General features: G+C 68.6%; 15 protein-coding genes and 2 tRNA genes. 4 read left to right on the top strand and 13 right to left on the bottom strand.

Features of this window, described 5'->3' with window-relative positions; translation table 11 throughout:
* Nucleotides 1-84: 84 nt before the first annotated feature.
* The 8 genes from ABIE65_RS07080 to rapZ all read right to left on the bottom strand — a co-directional run bounded on the left by ABIE65_RS07080 (nt 85) and on the right by rapZ (nt 8,740).
* Nucleotides 85-1,170 (bottom strand): tartrate dehydrogenase, encoded by a 1,086-nt coding sequence (locus ABIE65_RS07080; RefSeq protein WP_354076634.1) that lies wholly within the window; start codon nt 1,168-1,170, stop codon nt 85-87.
* A gap of 86 nt (nt 1,171-1,256) precedes the next feature.
* Nucleotides 1,257-1,928, bottom strand: coding sequence for an isochorismatase family protein (locus ABIE65_RS07075; protein ID WP_354076633.1), 672 nt, complete (start codon nt 1,926-1,928; stop codon nt 1,257-1,259).
* Between the two features lie 13 nt (nt 1,929-1,941).
* Entirely contained in the window at nt 1,942-3,027 is a 1,086-nt protein-coding gene (rutA, locus tag ABIE65_RS07070; protein WP_354076631.1) for a pyrimidine utilization protein A, read from the bottom strand.
* Between the two features lie 100 nt (nt 3,028-3,127).
* Entirely contained in the window at nt 3,128-5,548 is a 2,421-nt protein-coding gene (locus ABIE65_RS07065; RefSeq protein WP_354076629.1) for a sensor histidine kinase, read from the bottom strand.
* A 128-nt stretch (nt 5,549-5,676) separates the two neighbouring features.
* Entirely contained in the window at nt 5,677-6,972 is a 1,296-nt protein-coding gene (ahcY, locus tag ABIE65_RS07060; protein ID WP_354076628.1) for an adenosylhomocysteinase, read from the bottom strand.
* A gap of 99 nt (nt 6,973-7,071) precedes the next feature.
* The gene (locus ABIE65_RS07055; protein WP_354076627.1) at nt 7,072-7,365 is read right to left on the bottom strand and encodes an HPr family phosphocarrier protein; all 294 of its coding nucleotides are present in this window, start codon (nt 7,363-7,365) and stop codon (nt 7,072-7,074) included.
* A gap of 2 nt (nt 7,366-7,367) precedes the next feature.
* The gene (locus tag ABIE65_RS07050; protein WP_354076625.1) at nt 7,368-7,775 is read right to left on the bottom strand and encodes a PTS sugar transporter subunit IIA; all 408 of its coding nucleotides are present in this window, start codon (nt 7,773-7,775) and stop codon (nt 7,368-7,370) included.
* The gene (rapZ, locus tag ABIE65_RS07045; RefSeq protein WP_354076623.1) at nt 7,772-8,740 is read right to left on the bottom strand and encodes an RNase adapter RapZ; all 969 of its coding nucleotides are present in this window, start codon (nt 8,738-8,740) and stop codon (nt 7,772-7,774) included. The genes ABIE65_RS07050 and rapZ overlap by 4 nt, the downstream gene beginning before the upstream one ends.
* 160 nt (nt 8,741-8,900) lie before the next feature.
* On the opposite strand from rapZ, the gene mnmA reads away from it, so the two are divergent.
* The gene (gene mnmA / locus ABIE65_RS07040) at nt 8,901-10,070 is read left to right on the top strand and encodes a tRNA 2-thiouridine(34) synthase MnmA (protein WP_354076622.1); all 1,170 of its coding nucleotides are present in this window, start codon (nt 8,901-8,903) and stop codon (nt 10,068-10,070) included.
* Nucleotides 10,071-10,132: 62 nt separating this feature from the next.
* Nucleotides 10,133-10,207, top strand: a tRNA-Met gene (locus ABIE65_RS07035).
* A 510-nt stretch (nt 10,208-10,717) separates the two neighbouring features.
* Here ABIE65_RS07035 and ABIE65_RS07030 read toward each other — a convergent pair.
* A tRNA-Thr gene (locus ABIE65_RS07030) sits at nt 10,718-10,792 on the bottom strand.
* Nucleotides 10,793-10,893: 101 nt separating this feature from the next.
* On the opposite strand from ABIE65_RS07030, the gene ABIE65_RS07025 reads away from it, so the two are divergent.
* Both ABIE65_RS07025 and ABIE65_RS07020 read left to right on the top strand, forming a co-directional pair.
* Nucleotides 10,894-11,694 (top strand): HAD-IIB family hydrolase, encoded by an 801-nt coding sequence (locus ABIE65_RS07025; RefSeq protein ID WP_354076620.1) that lies wholly within the window; start codon nt 10,894-10,896, stop codon nt 11,692-11,694.
* 134 nt (nt 11,695-11,828) lie between these two features.
* Nucleotides 11,829-13,028, top strand: a complete 1,200-nt coding sequence (locus tag ABIE65_RS07020; RefSeq protein ID WP_354076619.1) for a multidrug effflux MFS transporter — start codon at nt 11,829-11,831, stop codon at nt 13,026-13,028.
* A gap of 71 nt (nt 13,029-13,099) precedes the next feature.
* Here the strand turns inward: ABIE65_RS07020 and ABIE65_RS07015 are convergent, their stop codons facing one another.
* The 4 genes from ABIE65_RS07015 to ABIE65_RS07000 all read right to left on the bottom strand — a co-directional run bounded on the left by ABIE65_RS07015 (nt 13,100) and on the right by ABIE65_RS07000 (nt 18,294).
* On the bottom strand, nt 13,100-13,936 hold the full coding sequence (locus ABIE65_RS07015) for a peptidylprolyl isomerase (RefSeq protein WP_354076618.1): 837 nt from the start codon (nt 13,934-13,936) through the stop codon (nt 13,100-13,102).
* A gap of 185 nt (nt 13,937-14,121) precedes the next feature.
* Nucleotides 14,122-15,312, bottom strand: coding sequence for a TAXI family TRAP transporter solute-binding subunit (locus tag ABIE65_RS07010; protein WP_354076617.1), 1,191 nt, complete (start codon nt 15,310-15,312; stop codon nt 14,122-14,124).
* Nucleotides 15,313-15,503: 191 nt separating this feature from the next.
* Nucleotides 15,504-16,697, bottom strand: coding sequence for a TAXI family TRAP transporter solute-binding subunit (locus tag ABIE65_RS07005; protein ID WP_354076616.1), 1,194 nt, complete (start codon nt 16,695-16,697; stop codon nt 15,504-15,506).
* A gap of 172 nt (nt 16,698-16,869) precedes the next feature.
* Nucleotides 16,870-18,294: a peptidoglycan DD-metalloendopeptidase family protein gene (locus tag ABIE65_RS07000; RefSeq protein WP_354076614.1), complete on the bottom strand. Its 1,425-nt coding sequence runs from the start codon at nt 18,292-18,294 to the stop codon at nt 16,870-16,872.
* Nucleotides 18,295-18,859 lie beyond the last annotated feature (565 nt).

Below are 18,859 nucleotides of genomic sequence, written 5' to 3'. Positions count from 1 at the left end.
CTCCGGATTCAGGATTGATTGAGCTGAGAGGTCGTGCCGGTTCAGCCGCGCGATCGGTCTCTTGCCCGCGCGGTCACTCCGGCTTCAGGCGCCACCGTCTTCGAGCGCTTGGCAGACGGCCTCGGTGACCGCCCGCGTATCGGCATTGCCGCCGAGATCGCGCGGCAGCACGTCTCCGGCACCGGTCACCCGTTCGATCGCCCGCATCAGGCGCCGGCCGGCGTCGGCCTCGCCCAGATGGTCGAGCATCATCGCGGCCGACCAGAAGGTGCCGATCGGGTTGGCGATGCCCTTGCCCATGATGTCGAACGCCGAGCCGTGGATCGGCTCGAACATCGACGGATAGGTGCGCTCGGGGTTGATGTTCCCCGTGGCGGCGATGCCCAGGCTGCCGGTCAGGGCGGCGGCCAGATCGCTGAGGATGTCCGCGTGCAGATTGGAGGCGACGACGGTGTCGATGGACTGCGGTTTCAGCACCATGCGCTGGGTCATGGCGTCGACCAGCATCTTGTCGGTGGCGACGTCCGGGAAATCGCGTCCGACCTCGGCCGCGATCTCGTCCCACATCACCATCGCGTGGCGCTGCGCGTTCGACTTCGTCACGATCGTCAGCAGCTTGCGCGGGCGCGACCGGGCCAGTTCGTAGGCGAAGCGCATGACTCGCTCGACGCCGGCTCTCGTCATCACGGACACGTCGAGGCCGACCTCGAGCGGCAGGCCGGTATGGACCCGCCCGCCGACGCCGGCATACTCGCCCTCGCTGTTCTCGCGGACGATGACCCAGTCGAGGTCTTCGGGCGCACAGTCGCGAAGCGGGCCCCGGATGCCCGGCAGCAGGCGCGACGGCCGCACGTTGGCGTACTGGTCGAAGCGCTGGCAGATGGCGAGGCGCAGGCCCCAGAGGGTGATGTGGTCGGGGACGCGCGGATCGCCGGCGGAGCCGAACAGGATCGCGTCCATGCCGCGGATCTGGTCGCGACCGTCCTCCGGCATCATCACGCCGTGGCGCAGATAATATTCGGAGCCCCAGTCGAACCGGGTCACCTCAAAGCCGAACGGCTCCTGCCGCTCCAGCGCGGCCAGCACCGTCAGGCCCGCCTCGACCACCTCGGTCCCGATTCCGTCGCCCGGAATCGAGGCGATCTTGTAGATCCGATTCTTTCTGTCCATCGCCCGCTGGCGTTTCGTTTGCTTCGTGCACTCTTAGCGCGAGCGGGTCGCGACGTACAGATGGCGATTTCGCAGAACGGAATGTGTCAGGACATTCCGGGCCCTTTCTGCAACCGCGCGAGCACGTCGCCGACGGGCAGGACGTCGGCATACTTCACGGCCATGTCGTAAAGGGCGGCGAAGTGCGGGCTCTCGTGACGGTCGGCGACGCATTCCTCGGGCACGATCATGCGGTAGCCGTGCGACAGGCCGTCGACGACGGTCGCCCGGACGCAGCCGGAGGTCGAGCCGCCGGTGACGATCACGGTATCGATGCGGTGCCAGACCAGCAGCGAGGCCAGGTGCGTCTCGAAAAAGGCCGACGGCATGCGCTTGCGCATCACGGTGTCCGCGGGATCGATCGTCAGTCGCGGGTCCAGTGCGGCACGCGGCGAACCCTCGCGGATGTTCTGCAACGAGTCCGGGGCGTCGTTCCGCGTCCCCCACACGCCGCAGTCGCCGCCGCCGGGCGCGTAGGCGACGTAGGTCCAGACGACCGGGAGGCCGATGGCGCGGACCGCTGCGGCGAGCGCCGCGACGTGCTCCAGTTGCCGAGGGTCGGTCTCGTAAGCGGTGGCGAACGTATCGACCGCCGTATAGGCGCATTGAAGATCGACGTTCACCAGGGCGATCCGGTCGCCGAAGCCGAAGCGGCGCCGGGGTGGCGCCGCTTTCAGCGCCTCGTACATCTGACGCGCGGTGAGATCGGACAGGTCCATGGCCGGCTCCGCCTCAGGCGGCGACGGCGTGGCTGCGGCTCTTCATCAGCGGTTGGATGCGCTGGCCGAACTGATCCATGCCGATCAGGAAGTCGTCGAAGGTCAGCATCACGCCCTGGACGCCCGGCACCTCGGCGACTTTGTCGAGCATCGCGGCGACGTTGGCGTAGGAGCCGATCAGGACGCCCTGGCGGGTCGGCGGCGGCCGGTCCTTCTCGGCGAGGTTCAGCAGCGCGTTCTTGGTGGCGTTGGGGTCCTGGTTCGGATCGGCGTTCGCCTGGACGTCGCGCCAGCCGAGAGCTTCGAGATCGGAACCCGCCTTGTAGTGCTCCCATTTCGCCCAGGCGGCCTCGTCCGTCTCGTCCGCGATGACCATGAGCAGGACGAGGGCGCCGACCTTGCGTCCGGTCCGCTTCGTCTCCTCGACCAGTCGTCCGGCGACGGGGGCGAAGCGCGTCGGTTCGTTGATCCCGGAGGCCGCACAGAAGTTATAGTCGCAATACTCCGCTGCGAAGGCCATGCCGCGGCCGCTCTGTGCGGCGGCGATGATCTCGATGGGCGCCGTCGGCTGCGGCAGCAGGCGGCAGTCGTCCATCTTGAAGAACTCGCCCTTAAAGTCCGAGCGGCCGGTCGCCCAGAGCTCGCGCATGATCGCGACATACTCGGCGCAGAACTTGTAGCGGCGCTCGAAATAGGTTTCGCCGGGCCAGATGCCCATCTGCTCGTACTCGGCCTTCTGCCAACCCGAGACCATGTTGAGCCCGAAGCGGCCGTGCGAGATGGAGTCGATGGTGACGGCCATGCGCGCCGCGAACGGCGGCGGCATGGTGAGGACGGCGACCGACGCGAAGAGCTTTATCCGGGACGTGACGGCGGCCAGGCCGGCCATCAGCGTGAAGGATTCCAGATTGTAGTCCCAGAACTGGGACGGCCCGCCGAAGCCGCGCAGTTTGATCATCGAGAGCGCGAAGTCAAAGCCGTAGCCCTCGGCCTCCTGGACGACCGCCTTGTTGAGGTCGAACGACGGCTTGTACTGGGGCGAGGTGGTCGAGATGAGCCACCCGTTGTTGCCGATCGGGATGAAGACGCCGACGTCCATGCGCACCTGACTCCGCTGTAGTCTCGCCCGCCGAGGCAAGCAAGAGCAGTGCCATCGCCGGCCTCCACGACCGGATGCCGTCTCCCCGGGGCGTGGCCTCTCAGGGCAGCAGGCGGCGAATCGGGGGCGCCTGCTGCAGCGCCGGTTCGCGCGGCGCCTCGATCAGGTCGGTGCGGTCGGCGGGGAGCCAGCAGGTGACGGTCGTACCCTCGCCCAGCGTGGACCGCAGTTCGATGCGGCCGCCATGCATTTCGATGAACTTCTTGACCAGGGTCAGGCCGAGACCGGCGCCCGCGGTGCGCTGCTCGCCCAGTGGCGGTTCCGCGCCGGCGCGGCCGCGCTCGAAGGCGTCGAAGACGCGGTTCAGGTCTTCCTTCACGATGCCTATGCCGTCGTCCGACACCTCGATCGCCAGTTGCCCGTCCACCCGGCGGGCGCGCAGCGTCACGTGGCCGCCGGGCGGGGTGAACTTGACGGCGTTGCTGACCAGGTTGAAGAGGACCTGCCGCAGGCGCCGCCCGTCGGCGACGATCGAGCCCGCATCGGGTGCGGTCTCCGCGGCGATCTCCAGGTTCTGGTTCCGGGCGCGTTCCCGGGCGAGGCCGAGAACGCTCTCCAGCAGGGCCGGAACGTCGATCTGCTCGGGCTCCAGCGTGAGCTGGCCGGCCTCGACCATCGCGAGGTCGAGAATGTCGTTGATCAGGGCCAGCAGCCGCTGCGAAGCCTCGAGGATGCCCTTCGTGTACTCGGTCTGGCGCAGGTTGAGGTCGCCGAAATAGGCGTTCGACAGGATCTCGGTGAAGCCGATGATCGTGTTGAGCGGCGTGCGCAGTTCGTAGGACACGTTGGCCAGGAACTCGGTCTTGAGGCGGTCGGCCTCCTGCAGCGCCTCATTCCGTTCCACCAGCGCACGTTCGATGTTGTAGCTGTCGGTGACGTCGGTCTCGCTGTACAGGACGCTGCCGTCCGGCAGCGGCACCGTGTTGAAGTCGACGACCCGCCCGTCCGTGAGCGGCAGACGGCCGGCCCCGGTGACGCGCTGCATCACGCGATCCACCATCGACTGCTTGAACGTGTTCCACGACCCTTCGTGGCGCAGCAGCGGCTTGTTCCGCTCGACGACGTCGGCGATGTGCGGCTCGCTGCCGACGAAGCTCTCCGCCAGGTTCCAGTGCCGCAGGAAGGCCGGGTTGCACAGCTTGATGCGCCCGTCGGTGCCGTAGACGGCAACCCCTTCGCGCAGTTCGTTCAGGGTCTCGCGCTGTACGGCCGTCAGCGTGTTGTAAGAGGTTTCGAGTGCCAGCCTGTCGGTCACGTCCTCGTAGAGGAACATGAGTCCGCCGAGCGGATGCGGCGCCACGATCTCGCGCACGGTCGTGTCGTCGGGGAGATAGAGATACTCCTCGTGCGGCTCGATCACCTCCTGGAACATCGCGAGTCGCGCCTGCTTATAGGCGCGGAAGTCGACGACCTCGGGCAGGCGGCGACGCTCGCGCAAGGCTTCCAGGATCTCGCCGAGCGGCGGGCCTTCGGCCAGCCATTCCGTGTCGAGGCGCCAAAGTGCGGCATAGCCGCGGTTGAAGAACTTCAGATGGCCGTCGGGGCCGAACATCGCGATGCCGGAGCGGAGCTGTTCCAGCACCTCCGCATGGGCGTCGATGTGCAGGTTCAAGTCGGCCTGCACGCTCTCCATCGCGGTGAAATCCTGGGCGTAGCCGCCGACGAATCCGCCGCCGCCGAGCGGGAACTCGCAGAACTCGAAGAAACGGCGCGATCCGGCGACGACCAGATGGTGGCTCTCCGACTGGGCGGTGCCCGTGCGCACGGCACGTTCGGCCAGGGCGCGGCCGGACGGGTCCACGAGCCCTGCCGCGATCTCCCTGCCGTCGATCAGCGCGGCGGCGGGCGCCGGCGCGTCGACCGCGAGCGCGTAGGCGCGATTGCAGAAGGCCAGCGACATGTCGCGTGCACGCTGCCAGATCGGCATCGGCAGCGCATCGAACAATGCGAGGAACCTGTCGCGCTCGGCGCGGAGCGCCGCGGCGTCACCGGCCAGCTGCGCCATGGGGGCCGCGGCGACGGTCGCGTCGGCCAGCCAGAGGACGTCCATCCGGCGCGCCGCGTCCACGCGCATGCCAGACACGGCGATCGCCCGACTGGCGTCGCTGGTCCGCACGACGGTGGAGAAGCTCTCGCCGGACTGAAGCAGTACGGCGACCGCATCCTCGAGCATCACGCCGTCGGTCGGCATGAGCCTGTCGCGCAGCATCTCCCAGGAGACGGCGGCGGTCGGGTGGAGGCCGAGGAGGAGCGGCAGGCCGGTGCTGTGATACTCGTCGTCGCCGCTGCGATCCCAGGACACGTAGGCCAGCGGGGCCTGGGCGAGGGCGGCCTCGTGCCGGTCGAGCCGGCCGACCAGAGCGTCGTAGCTTCGTTCGGCGCGGCGGCAGCGGATCCGGTGGTGCGCCGCCAGGGCGAGCGACAGCACGGCCACCGTCAGGGCGAGGATCGTTACCGCCATGACGCGAACCCGCTGCGCTTCGGCAGGTGCCGCAAGACCCCCCAGGACATCATCTGCCGAACTTTAGGCGCGCCCCGTCCGGCGCACAACGGTTTCGCGCCGCTGCGGCGCGCCGGACGGGGAGGTCGTCAGTAGCGGTAGGGCTCGGGCTTGTAGGGGCCCGTGTCAGCCACGCCGATATATTCTGCCTGCTTCGGCGACAGCTTCGTCAGCTTGGCACCGAGCCTGCCGAGATGCAGCGCCGCGACCTTCTCGTCGAGATGCTTGGGCAGCACGTACACCTTCTTCTCGTACTTGCCGGCGTTGTGCCACAGCTCGATCTGGGCCAGCACCTGGTTGGTGAAGCTGGCGCTCATCACGAAGCTCGGGTGGCCGGTGCCGCAGCCCAGGTTCACCAGGCGGCCCTCGGCGAGCAGCAGGATACGCTTGCCGTCCGGGAACTCGATCTCGTCGACCTGCGGCTTGACGTTGTGCCACTTCATGTTGCGCAGGCCTTCGACCTGGATCTCGTTGTCGAAGTGGCCGATGTTGCAGACGATGGCGCGGTCCTTCATGGCCCGCATGTGGTCCATCGTGATGATGTCGACGTTGCCGGTCGCGGTGACGAAGATGTCGGCGCGCGGTGCGGCCTCTTCCATCGTCACGACCTCGAAGCCTTCCATCGCCGCCTGTAGCGCGCAGATCGGGTCGACTTCGGTCACCATGACGCGGGCGCCCTGGCTGCGCAGGCTCTGTGCGGAACCCTTGCCGACGTCGCCGTAGCCAGCCACGACGGCCTGCTTGCCGGCCATCATCACGTCGGTCGCGCGCTTGATCCCGTCGACCAGGCTCTCACGGCAGCCGTAGAGATTGTCGAACTTCGACTTGGTGACCGAGTCGTTCACGTTGATGGCGGGGACGAGCAGCTTGCCCTTCTTGGCCATCTCGTAAAGGCGGTGGACGCCCGTCGTCGTCTCCTCGGAGACGCCGCGCACGTCCTTCATGATCTCGGAATACTTCTCGTGCATCAGCTGCGTCAGGTCGCCGCCGTCGTCGAGGAGCATGTTCGGGGTCCAGCCGTCCGGGCCCTTGATCGTCTGCTCGACGCACCACCAGTATTCTTCCTCGGTCTCGCCCTTCCAGGCGAACACCGGGACGCCCGTCTCGGCGATCGCCGCGGCCGCCTGATCCTGGGTCGAGAAGATGTTGCACGAGCTCCAACGGACCTCCGCCCCGAGCGCCGTCAGCGTCTCGATCAGAACCGCGGTCTGGATGGTCATGTGCAGGCAGCCGGTGATCCGGGCACCCTTCAGCGGCTTGGATGCGCCGTATTCCTCACGCAAGGCCACGAGGCCGGGCATCTCGGTCTCGGCGATGTTGATCTCGCTGCGCCCCCACTTGGCGAGCGAAATGTCCTTGACCTTGTAATCGTGGGCAGTGCTCATCGAATGCTCCTGACGGCGCAGAAAATAGGTGCCGAATTGCTTGTATGATCTCGTGCCCCGAACGGGCGCGGGGACATATACCAGCAGAGACCGGATTTCTCAAGGCCGGGGGGGCGGAGGGCCGACGTCCTCGCCGAAGCCCGTCTCTACAAGGCCGGCCAGCGCATCGACTGCGGCGGCCGCCTCCGGGCCGTCCGCCGCGATCTCGATCCGCGCGCCGCGCGCCGCGCCGAGCATGAGCAATCCCATGATGGACAGGCCCGAAACGGTCTCCCCCTGGCTGCTCACCGTGACGTTCGCCTCGTAGCCTCCGGCCAGCTTCACGAACCTCCCGGCGGCGCGCGCGTGCAGGCCGCGCTGGTTGACGATCGTCACGATCCGCGTTTCCGGCATCGTCACTTCTTCGGGTCGACCAGATGCCGCGACGCCACCTTAATGTACTTCCGCCCCGCCTCCTCCGCACAGTCCACCGCCTGTTCCAGCGACGACTGACGGCGGACGCTGGCCAGCTTGACGAGCATCGGCAGGTTGACGCCGGCGATGACCTCGACGCGCCCCTTGTCGAGGACGGAGATGGCGAGGTTCGACGGCGTGCCGCCGAACATGTCCGTCAGCAGGACGACACCGTCGCCGTCGTCGACCGCGGCGATCGCCTCGACGATCTGGCGACGGCAGGCCTCGTTGTCGTCGTCCGGCCCGATGCAGACGGTGCGCGCCTGCTCCTGAGGACCCGTCACGTGCACGGCGGCCGCCAGCATCTCGTCGGCCAGCCGGCCATGGGTGACGAGAACCATTCCGATCATACGGAGTCCCTCGGTTCGTTCTGTGGGCTCGGGGGCTGCGGGCCCGGGGGCTGCGGGTCCTGGCGCGCGATGTCGCGATGCGCCACGCGGGCGCTGATGCCGCGCGCGCGGATCCACGCGCCGACCCGCTCGGCGAGATAGACCGAGCGGTGCTTCCCGCCGGTACAGCCGAAGGCGATCGTCAGATACGTCTTTCCCTCGCTCTCGTAGCGCGGCAGCAGCACGTCGAGCAGGCCGAGCAGATTGTCCAGGAAGGGCGCGAATCCCGCGTCTGCGGCGACGAAGGCGGCGACGTCGGCGTCCTGTCCGGTCCGGTCGTGGAGTTCCGCCTCGTAATGCGGATTCCGGAGGAACCGGACGTCGAAGACAAGGTCCGCCTCGCGCGGCAGACCGCGGCGGTAAGAGAAAGATGTCACGAAAACGTGCATGCCGGCGCCGCGATCCAGGCGGAAATTCCCCTGAAGCACGCGTCGCAGGTCGTGCACGTTGAGGTCGGTGGTGTCGAGGAGCAGGTCGGCGCGCTCGCGCAGCGGCGCCAGCAGGCGGCGCTCGTGGCGGATGCCGTCAATCGGTGCCCGATCCTCTGCGAGCGGGTGGCGCCGGCGGGTTTCCGTATAGCGGCGCTCGATGACGGCGTCGTCGCTGTCGAGGAAGACGATGAAGACCGGCAGCCCGAGCTCGTCCATGATGCGGTCGATCTCGGCCAGCATCTGCTCGGTGCCGAAATCGCGGGTGCGTACGTCGACGCCGATCGCCAGCGCGCGGGAGACTTCGTCCCCCGCGGTCATCAGGCTGCGCAGGAGCCGCAGCGGCAGGTTGTCGATCGCCTCAAATCCGGCATCCTCCAGCGCCTTCAGCGCTGTCGTCTTGCCCGCGCCGGACATGCCGGTCACGAGCACCACCCGTCGCGGCGCGGTGGCTGCGGCGTCGGCCGATTCCGGAGCTGTCGCGTCCGTCGGGATCAAGGCGGCCCTCGACCAGGAGAGAGGGAGCGGCGCCAATATCGGGGGACCGCGTCGTCGCCGCAAGGCCGCAGTCTCCGCCGTCCGCATCCTTCCCGCAGGAGGCGGTGCGGACCGTGGTGCCGCGATTGCGGCCCGTCGGCGCCCTTCTATATTCGGGGGCATGATCGTATCCGCCGCCACGAACTCTCTCGGGATCGCCCTCCCGCCCGCAGTGACGCGGGTCGTCGTCGCCATGTCGGGCGGCGTCGACAGTTCCGTCGCGGCCGCCATGCTGGCGCGCGAGGGCTACGATGTCGTCGGCGTGACGCTGCAGCTCTACGATCACGGCGCCGCGACGGCGGCCCGGCCGGGGTCGTGCTGCGCCGGCCAGGACATCCACGACGCGCGCCGCGTGGCGGAGCGTATCGGCTTTCCGCACTACGTGCTGGACTATGAGGATCGGTTCCGCGCCGACGTGATGGACGACTTCGCCGACACCTACCTTGCCGGCGCGACGCCGATCCCGTGCGTGCGCTGCAACCAGCGCGTCAAGTTCCGCGACCTGCTGGCCACCGCGCGCGACCTCGGCGCGGCGGCGCTCGTCACCGGGCATTACGTCCGGCGGATGCCGGGGCCGACGGGGGCGCAACTGTTGCGCGCCGTCGATCCCGACCGCGACCAGAGCTACTTCCTGTTCGCCACCACCCGCGAGCAGCTCGACTTCCTGCGCTTCCCGCTGGGCGGCATGGAGAAGCCGGAGGTGCGCCGGCTGGCCCAGGCGTTCGACCTGCCCGTAGCCGAGAAGCCGGACAGCCAGGACATCTGTTTCGTGCCGCAGGGCCGCTATGCGGCGGTCGTGGAGAAGCTGCGCCCCGGTGCGGCCGAGCCCGGCGACATCGTCGCGCTGGACGGGACCGTGCTGGGGCGCCATCGCGGCGTGATCCACTATACCGTGGGGCAGCGCCGTGGCCTCGACCTGGGTGCGCGCGGGGACGAGCAGGCGCCGCTCTATGTGGTGCGGCTGGAGGCCGAGGCGCGGCGCGTCGTGGTCGGCCCCCGGGCGGCGCTCGCCTGCGGCGACTTCACGGTATCCGAGGTGAACTGGCTGGGTGATGCGCCACTGGGCGACGGGCCGCGGCGGGTCGAGATCAAGACGCGGTCGGCCGCCGCCCCGGCCGCCGCCGACATCGCCACCGACGGCCCCGCGCGTGCCCGCATCCGGCCGGTCGAGCCGCTTTTCGGCGTGGCGCCCGGCCAAGCCTGCGTCTTCTACGACGGCGACCGGGTACTTGGCGGCGGCTGGATCGACCGTCCCGCCGCAGCGAGACGGGCAGGCTCCTCCGCCGCTTGACAGCCGGCGGCCCAACCCGCATATACGCCCGCGCTCCGGCGGCTCGCCGGACCCATCGCGTCGGCGGGATAGCTCAGCGGTAGAGCAGGGGAATCATAATCCCTTGGTCGGGGGTTCAAATCCCTCTCCCGCTACCACGCGATTTCAATGGGTCAGCTGCCCTTTCCGCCCCGGCGTCTTTTCGATGTTCGCTGGGGCCCAACTTGGCGCACCCCAGTTACACCCGCTGCGAGCGGCGATCTGCCGACGCGACGAGCGAGCGGGCAGGGGCTTCCGCTTTACGCTGTATCAACAGATGTAGGCGAGCCTGGGGGAACCAACCGTCAAACTAGGTGCCGATTTGCGCACCCGCTGGGTGATTCGATTCGGGGCGCTGTTCCTGGCCGATCTCATCGGGATCGGTTGCGCCATCCTGCTCTTCGGGCGCGGTTCCGACGGCATTGTGGCGACCGGACTGGCGCTCTCCGGCAGTCTCTATGGTCGTGGTATGGGCAGCCGTCATCGGGCTTATCGCTACGACGTGCAGCGCGCTGCAAATACATCGCGAACGTGCGATGTGCGCCGACGGTCAACGCCGCCCGCTTCACTCCCGGCGCTTGGCGAAACGCGGCGCTGGCAGCGAGGACGATCTGAACATCTGCTTTGAATGGTGCCGATGCCCGGATTTGAACCGGGGACCTACTGATTACGAATCAGTTGCTCTACCGCTGAGCTACATCGGCGCGGGGCGCAAAATAGGGGGGGCGGGGGCGGGGTGCAAGCGTGTTGGCCTGGTATGATGCATCCGGACCGGCCGGGGCGCCGGATTTGTGGAGACGTGGGGATGCGCATGCGGCCATTGGCCGAGTTTCCGGCGGCGGCGCGGCGGGGCGTGGTGGGGGTGCTCACCGACATCGACGATACGCTGACGACCGACGGCCGCCTGACCGCGGACGCCTACGCCGCGCTGGCGGCGCTGCAGGAGGCCGGCCTGTTCGTGGCGGCGATCACCGGCCGGCCGGCCGGGTGGTGCGATCACATCGCGCGGATGTGGCCGGTCGACGGCGTGGTCGGCGAGAATGGCGCCTTCTGGTTCCGCTACGACCATGCCGCGCGACGGATGGAGCGCTGGTTCGCCCGTGACGCCGGCGTTCGCGCCGCCGACCGGGCACGCCTGGCCGCGCTCGGCGAACGGATCCTGGCGGCGGTGCCCGGGTCGGCTATCGCCTCCGACCAGCTCTACCGCGAGGCGGACCTCGCCATCGACTTCCGCGAAGACGTGGCGCCGCTGCCGGAGACTGCGGTCGCCGAGATCGTCGCCATGTTCGAGGCCGCCGGCGCCGTCGCCAAGGTGAGCTCGATCCACGTCAACGGCTGGTTCGGCGACTGGGACAAGCTGAGCACCAGCCGGCTTTTCCTCGCCCAGACCCGCGGCATCGACATCGACGCCGCACGCGCGACGCTGGTCTTCGCCGGCGACTCGCCCAACGACGCGCCGATGTTCGGCTTCTTCGACAATGCCGTCGGCGTCGCCAACGTGCGCGCTTTCGCGGGCCGGCTGGCGGCGGAACCGCAATGGGTGACGGCGGCGGCCGGCGGCGCCGGCTTCGCCGAACTGGCGGCGGCCCTGCTCGCGGTGCGCTGAGAGGCACAACCCGGCAGCGCCCGTTCCGGCGTGCGCCGCCGCGCGGGGCAGGGTCGCGTCCGGCGCATGGTCCGCGCCTTGCTTCGGTCATCGACCGGCAGCTACAAGGCCGCTCCCGCCGTATCGGACCCAGCATGCGCCCCCGCTCACCCGTCGTCGTGACGGCGCTCCTCGCCGCCCTCACGGCGGTGCCGCCCGTGACGATCAACCTGTACCTGCCCTCGCTGCCCTCGATGGTGGCCGACCTCGGCACCACGGTGGCGATGGTCCAGCTGACGGTGACCAGCTTCTTCTTCGCCTTCGCCGCCGGCCAGCTGCTCTACGGTCCCCTCTCGGACCGCTTCGGCCGCCGGCCGCTGCTGGTCGGTGCGCTCGTCGTCTACCTGGTCGGCGGGATCGGCTGTTCCCTGGCCCCGACGGTCGAGCTCCTGGTCGCCGCCCGGCTCGTGCAGGCGATCGGCGCCTGCGGTGCGCCGGTCCTGGCGCGCGCCGTGGTGGTGGACCTCTACGGCCGCGAGCAGGCGGCGCGCGTGCTGGCCTATATCGGCGCGGCGATGGGCATCGTGCCCGCCTTCGGGCCCTGGCTCGGCGGCATCATCGAGACGCATCTCGGCTGGCGCGCCTCCTTCTGGCTGATGGTCGTGCTGAGCGTGCTGCTGCTGGTCGGAACGCTGCTCCTGCTGCACGAATCCAACCGGCGCAGCGATCGCTACGCGCTCGGCCCGGCGCGCATGCTGCGCAACTACGGCGACCTGCTGCGCCAGCGCGTCTTCGTCGGCTACGCCGCGACGCTGGGCTGCATGTTCGCCGGCGTCTACTCCTACATGACGGCGTCGCCGCACGTCTTCCTGGGCGTCCTGCACCTGTCGCCGGAGACGTTCGGCTCGTTCTTCCTGGCGACCGCGGCGGCCTGGACGGTCAGTTCCTACGTCACCGGCCGCATCACCCAGCGCGTCGGCATCGACCGGATGCTGGCCTACGGCACCGCGCTGGGCGCTGCCGCCGGGCTCACCCTGGCGGGGTTTATCTTCTGCGGGATCGTGACCGTGCCGACCATCCTGGGGCCGATGATGGTCTACGCCTATGCCATGGGCATCATCATCCACAATTCCATGGCGGGGGCGGTCGGGCCGTACCGCGAGATGGCCGGTGCGGCCTCGGCGCTGCTCGGATTCGTGCAGATGACGACGGCGGCGTGCGCCACCTTCGTCGTCGGCCTCTTCTACGACGGTACGGCGATTCCGATGGCGATCGGCGTCGGCGGGCTCAGCCTCGCCGGCGCGGTGATCTTCCGCCTGACGATCTGGCGGCACCGCGACTGGGCGGCTGCCTGAGCCTCAGCGCTTCCAGCCTCAGCGCCTCAGCCTGGGCGCTTCAGCCTCCGGGGGGCGGGTACCCGCCGGGATCAGTGGACCTTTTCGATCTTCGCCTTGCGGCGCAGGTCGGTGATCATGCCGACGACCGCCTCCTGGGCCAGCCGCTGTTCCAACTCGTCCTTGACCTTCTCGAAGGGCGGTGCCGGTTGCGTGCGGATGTCGTCCACGACGATGACGTGCCAGCCGAACTGGCTCTCGACCGGCACCTTGGTGTACTTGCCCTTCTCGAGGTCGAAAGCGGCCTTGCCGAAGGCCGGCACCATGTCGCTGCGCGAGAACCAGCCGAGCTCGCCGCCCTTGCTGCTGTTGTCGACCGAGCGCTCGTCGGCGAGCTTGCTGAAGTCGGCGCCGCCCTCCAGTGCCTTGATCGCCGCTTCGGCTTCGCCCTGGGTGTAGGTCAGGATGTGGCGGGCCTTCACCTGCTTCATTCCCTTGCCCTTGGCGAAGTCCTGGGCATACCGCTCCTTGACGGCCTTCTCCGTGGTGGCCGCGGCGATGACCTTGCCGAGCAGCGCCTGCTGCAGGATGCGGCGCTGCGCCTCTTCCAGCTGACGCTTGACTACGGGATCCTCGTCGAGCTTGCGGTCTTTCGCCTCGTTCATGACCAGCTTGGCATCGATCAGCCGGTCCAGGGCGACCGTCGCCTGTTCGCCGGGCGACAGCTTGGACAGTTCGGCGCCGTACAGCTTGATGGTGGCGTCCACCTCGGAGCGGTGGATCTCCTCCTTGCCGACGGTCGCGACCACGGGATCGTTCGACCGCTTCTCCTGGGCCGTCGCGGGGCCGGTCAGGGGCAGCACGAGAGAGACGAGGGCGGCGAGGCCGATGGCGGCCGGCCGGCAGGATATCGAGGGGAATCGAGACAAGGGGCGCTCCGTACTGCATCGGCAAGGGCGCACAGTAACCGGTCCGCCCTCCAGACCAAACGTCGGGTGGCGCATGTGGTGCGTACGGCGCGGCGGGAAAAGCGTCGCGGCTCCCGCCGTGCCGCCGCCGATCCGGACTGCCGGAAGCGGCTGCCCGGATCGGCAGGCCCGATCAGGATGCCCGATCAGGATGCGGGGCCCAGGCCCTTCTCCATGCGGTAGTCGTTCCAGAACTTCAGCCAGGACTCCTCGGGGTTCACCTTGTTGCCCTTCTTCTCCTCGTCCGCACGCCACGTCGTGTATTTGTCCGTGGCCTCGTCCCAGGCCGCCATGACCGTTGCCAGCCGCTCCAGGCGCTTCTCCTGCCAGGCCTGCGCCTCGGCATCCCACACGCCCTTCTCCTTCAGGTAGCGGATGGCGCCGTCGTGCCAGGGGGCGTCCGCCGGCGGCTTGCCGGCGATGTTCAGGGCCCAGTTCTGGGCGCTGCCGGTGGTGCCGGCGAAGTCTTCGAAGACTTCGTCGATGCCCTTGATCAGGGCGTAGACCTCGTCGTCGGACTGGCGGGCGTAGGTGACGATCATCGGGTAGCGGTAGCCGACGATATCCTTCGGCTTCTCCTTGGAGATGCCGGCGCCGGCCGTCTCCCGGTAGGGCTGGAAGAAATCGGCCACCTTGGAGATCTTGGCCCACCCCTCCTTGTTCTCGGGCGCGAACTCCGGCCAGGCGAGGCCGCGCGGGCTCGCCTCTATCTCGCGCGCGTTCGCCGAGGTGGTGACGCTGCCGAAGCAGTCGAGCTGGTTGGAGATGACGGCCGTCTTCAGGGCGTTGTAGCTGCCGAACCAGACCGGCACGACATCGGCCTGCGTGAGCCCGCCGAAGGCCAGATAAGCGTCGGTCTTCACGTTGACCGACGGGTTGCCCTTCACATAGCCGATGCGCTTTCCCTTCATGTCGGCAGGCGTCTTGATGCCCAGGTCTCCGGCGCAGGACATGCCGCCGCCGGCGAGCCGGCCGAGCACGATGCGCAGATCCTGCGGGCCCCATTGCGGGACCGCGAAATCGTAGGTGCCCTCGGTCGCGAAAAAGGCTTCGTTGGCGAGGTAGCCGTAGCTCGCCTTGCTGGTCGTCACCGGCAGCAGCCGTCCGATCGAGGTGCCCGAGGGCACGATCCGGACCCGCGTGTCGTGTTTCTTCATCAGGGCGTTGGCGATGCCGGAGGCTTCGGCATAGCCGCTGGAGCCCAGGTCGTAGGCGGTCCACACCATGGTGCCCGGCAGCTTCGCGTCTGCGGCTGCGGCTGCGGCGGCGGTTGCCGCCATGACGGCGCCCGCCGCCACGCCGGCGAGAAGCCGGCCGGCTCCCTTTGTCGTTCTCATCTCGTCCATCCTCCCGTTGATGTCGTCCTGCGAACCGGTACAGCCGGTTTCTCCAGTGGCGAGAGGATAGCCTGCACACGCGTGCCGGAGTAGCGCGATCACGCGGTCGACGCCGCCTTGCGCGCAAACGAAAAGGGCCGGCATCGGCCGGCCCTTCCGCAGTTTCGTCCGATGCCCCGGAGGGGCGCCGGTCAGAGTGCCGGGCCGAGGCCCTGCTCGATGCGGTAGTCGTTCCAGAACTTGGGCCAGGCGTCGTCGGGATCGACCTTGTTGCCCTTCTTCTGCTCCTCGCCGCGCCAGGTGTTGAACTTCTCGGTCGCGGCGTCCCAGGCGGACATGACCTTCTTCAGCCGCTCCAGGCGCTGCTCCTGCCAGGCCTGCGCCTCGGCATCCCACACGCCCTTCTCCTTCAGGTAGCGGATGGCGCCGTCGTGCCAGGGGGCGTCCGCCGGCGGCTTGCCGGCGATGTTCAGGGCCCAGTTCTGGGCGCTACCGGTGGTGCCGGCGAAGTCTTCGAAGACTTCGTCGATGCCCTTGATCAGGGCGTAGACCTCGTCGTCGGACTGGCGGGCGTAGGTGACGATCATCGGGTAGCGATAACCGATCAGGTTCTTCGGCTTCTCCTTGGAGATGCCCGCACCCGCCGTCTCCTTGAGCGGCTGGAAGAAGTCGGCGACGGCGCTGATGCGCTCCCAGCCGGCCTTGTCCTCCGGCGGGAACTCCGGCCATGCGATGCCGCGCGGGCTGGCTTCCATCTCGCGCGTGTTGGCCGAGGTCGTGACGCTGCTGAAGCAGTCCAGCTGGTTGGCGATGATCGCCGTCTTCAGCGCGCCGTAGCTGCCGAACCACACGGGCTGCACGTCGTTCTGCGTCAGTCCCGCGAAGGCCAGCGACGCGTCGGTCTTCACGTTGACCGACGGGTTGCCCTTCACATAGCCGATGCGCTTGCCCTTCAGGTCGGCCAGCGTGTCGATCCCGGCATCCCCGGCGCAGGCGAGGCCGTTGCCCGCGAGGCGGCCGAGCACGATGCGCAGGTCCTGCGGTCCCCACTGCTGGGTGGCGAAATCGTAGCTGCCTTCGGCGGCGAAATAGGTCTCGTTGGCGAGGTAGCCGTAGCCGGCCTTGCCGGTCGTCACCGGCAGCAGGCGGCCGATCGACGTTCCGGAGGGCACGATGCGCACCCGCATGTCGTACTTCTTCATCAGGGCGTTGGCGATGCCCGAGGCTTCGGCATAGCCGCTGGAGCCCAGGTCGTAGGCGGTCCACACCATGGTCCTGGGCAGTTTGGCTTCGGCCGCTGCCGCGGCGCCGGCACCCAGGGCGAGGGCGCCCGCGACGAGGCTTGCGACGGCGACGGGCCGCGCGAGGCCGGTACGGGTTGTCATCTGTTCCTCCGGATCGTGTGCGTTGATGCTTGTGGACGCAGTTCGCCGGGCCGCGCCATCACCTGGCGCCGCCGAGCGTCGGGGCGGATCATATCAAGGGCGAGGCGGGTTTCCAGCGCTGTCCGGACTCTGTCCGGACAGCCGTGTCGCTCCGGGTCAGTGTTGCTCCGGGTCAGTCGGCAGGGGCCTGGGCGATCAGCGTGCTGGAGGGCATCCGGTCCAGCCGCTCCTCGATGGCGCGGCGTACCGCCCGGAAGCGCGCGAGGTCCTTGCCGGCGAGCTTCGTGCCGCTCGGCAGCTTGATGCTCATCGGGTTGATCTGCTGGTTGTTGACCATCACCTCGTAGTGCAGGTGCGGGCCGGTCGACCGGCCGGTAGTCCCGACATAGCCGATGATGTCGCCCTGCTTCACCCGCTTGCCGGGTGTGACGTCCGGGGCGATCCGGCTCATGTGGGCATAGGCCGTGTCGTATTCCGCGTTGTGGCGGATGCTCACATACTTGCCGTAGCCGCCGCGGCGGCCGGCGAAGCGTACGGTGCCGTTGCCGGCGGCCATGATCGGCGTGCCCGTCGGCGCGGCGAAGTCGATGCCGCGGTGCATCTTGGAATAGCCCAGGATCGGGTGGCGGCGCATGCCGAAGCCCGAGGACAGGCGGGCTCCGTCGATCGGCGTGCGGAGCAGCGCCTTCCTGACGCTCTCGCCGTTCTCGGAGTAATAGTCGACCTCGCCGTCCTGAGTCTCGAAGCGGTAGAAGCGATAGGTCTTGCCGGCGACGGTCAGCGCGGCATAGCGCACTTGGCCGTCGTGGGCGATCGCCCCCTCGCTGTCCTGATAGCGCTCGAACAGCAGGTCGAAGCGGTCGCCCGCATGGATGTCGCGCTGGAAGTCCACGTCGTAGCTGAACAGGCGTATGTAATCGACCATGACCCGCGCCGGCACGCCCTCGGACGCGCCGTCCTCGAACAGGCTGTTGCGGATGCTGCCGCTGGCCCGCGCCACCTGCAGATCGAGCTGCTTCTCGCTTTCGAACGCCTCGAAGCCACCCTCGACCACCCGGCCGACGACCGCCTCGCGGTCGTAGCTCTTGGAGAGCCGCAGGCCGACGAGGCTGCGCTGCGCGGCTTCGCCCGGCTGATCCACGGCTGGCTGCGGCACATAGGTGAGGGTGATGGCCTGACCGATGCGCAGGCGGCGGGGATCGTAGACCGGCCGCAGGGCGTCGATCGCCTCATGCGCGTCGTTGCGGTCGAAGCCCTGGTCCATCAGCAGCTTGAGCAGCGTGTCGCCGCGGCCGACATGCACGGTCCGCTCGGCCGGCTGCAGCGCGCCGGGTTCGAGGGGGGGCCGCGACGGGCGGTCGGGGATGTCGACGATCATCGCCGACGTCGGCGGGAGCGGTGCCGCGGCCAGCAGGACATCGTCGACGTTCTGCGCGTGCGCGCGCTCCGGCCCGTTTGTCCCGCTCAGCGGGGCCAGCGCGGCAAGCGCGCCGACGAAGCCGATCGTGACGGCCGCCGTTCCGACCGCGCCGACCGCCACCGGCCGGAGACGGAGGAACCCGCCGATGCACCCGGCGGCGAACGCCAGCGGGATCATCGTGGCGGCGATCGGAATCCGCGCCGAGAGAGGAAGATTTCGATATCGCCTACGCCAGCCGCTTCTGCGCCCCATGAACCCGCCCGATCGTCCCGGATGTTTCTTGTCCTCGCCTCGATGCCGATCCGTCAGCGCCCGCTCCTGCCGCTATCGAGACGCCGCCGCAAGGCACGTCCGACTGGGAGGCTGCGGCCGCTCCCCATTCCCATGACGATCAGCCCCGGTCGGTTTTAGCCGAATAGCTGCAGCCTTTTCCACCCGTAAATCGGCGCGTTAGCGGGTTTTCCTGTCTCTGCATAAGAAGCTTCGCGCGCGATGGCGGCCGCTCCGCCGCCGCGTCGGCCCTATGAGGGGCATGGGTTTTGAAAAAAATGACGTGCCGGTGAAGATCGTGTTTGACAGCCGTCATGCATCCGCCATATAAGCCGCTTCCTCGCAGCCCGGTGGGTTGCCTGGCCGGCACAGACCGCCGGCTTTGCTGTTGAAAAAGTTGATAGAATGGAAGGGATGCGCGGGCGGCGCTGCGTCGAGCGATCGGCGTAACGGTTCGTCATGCGTATCCTGG

It is taken from the genome of Constrictibacter sp. MBR-5, assembly GCF_040549485.1.
Taxonomy (GTDB): Bacteria; Pseudomonadota; Alphaproteobacteria; order JAJUGE01; family JAJUGE01; genus Constrictibacter.
Note: the sequence above shows the minus strand (reverse complement) of the source record. Positions and strands in the feature narration are given on the sequence as shown.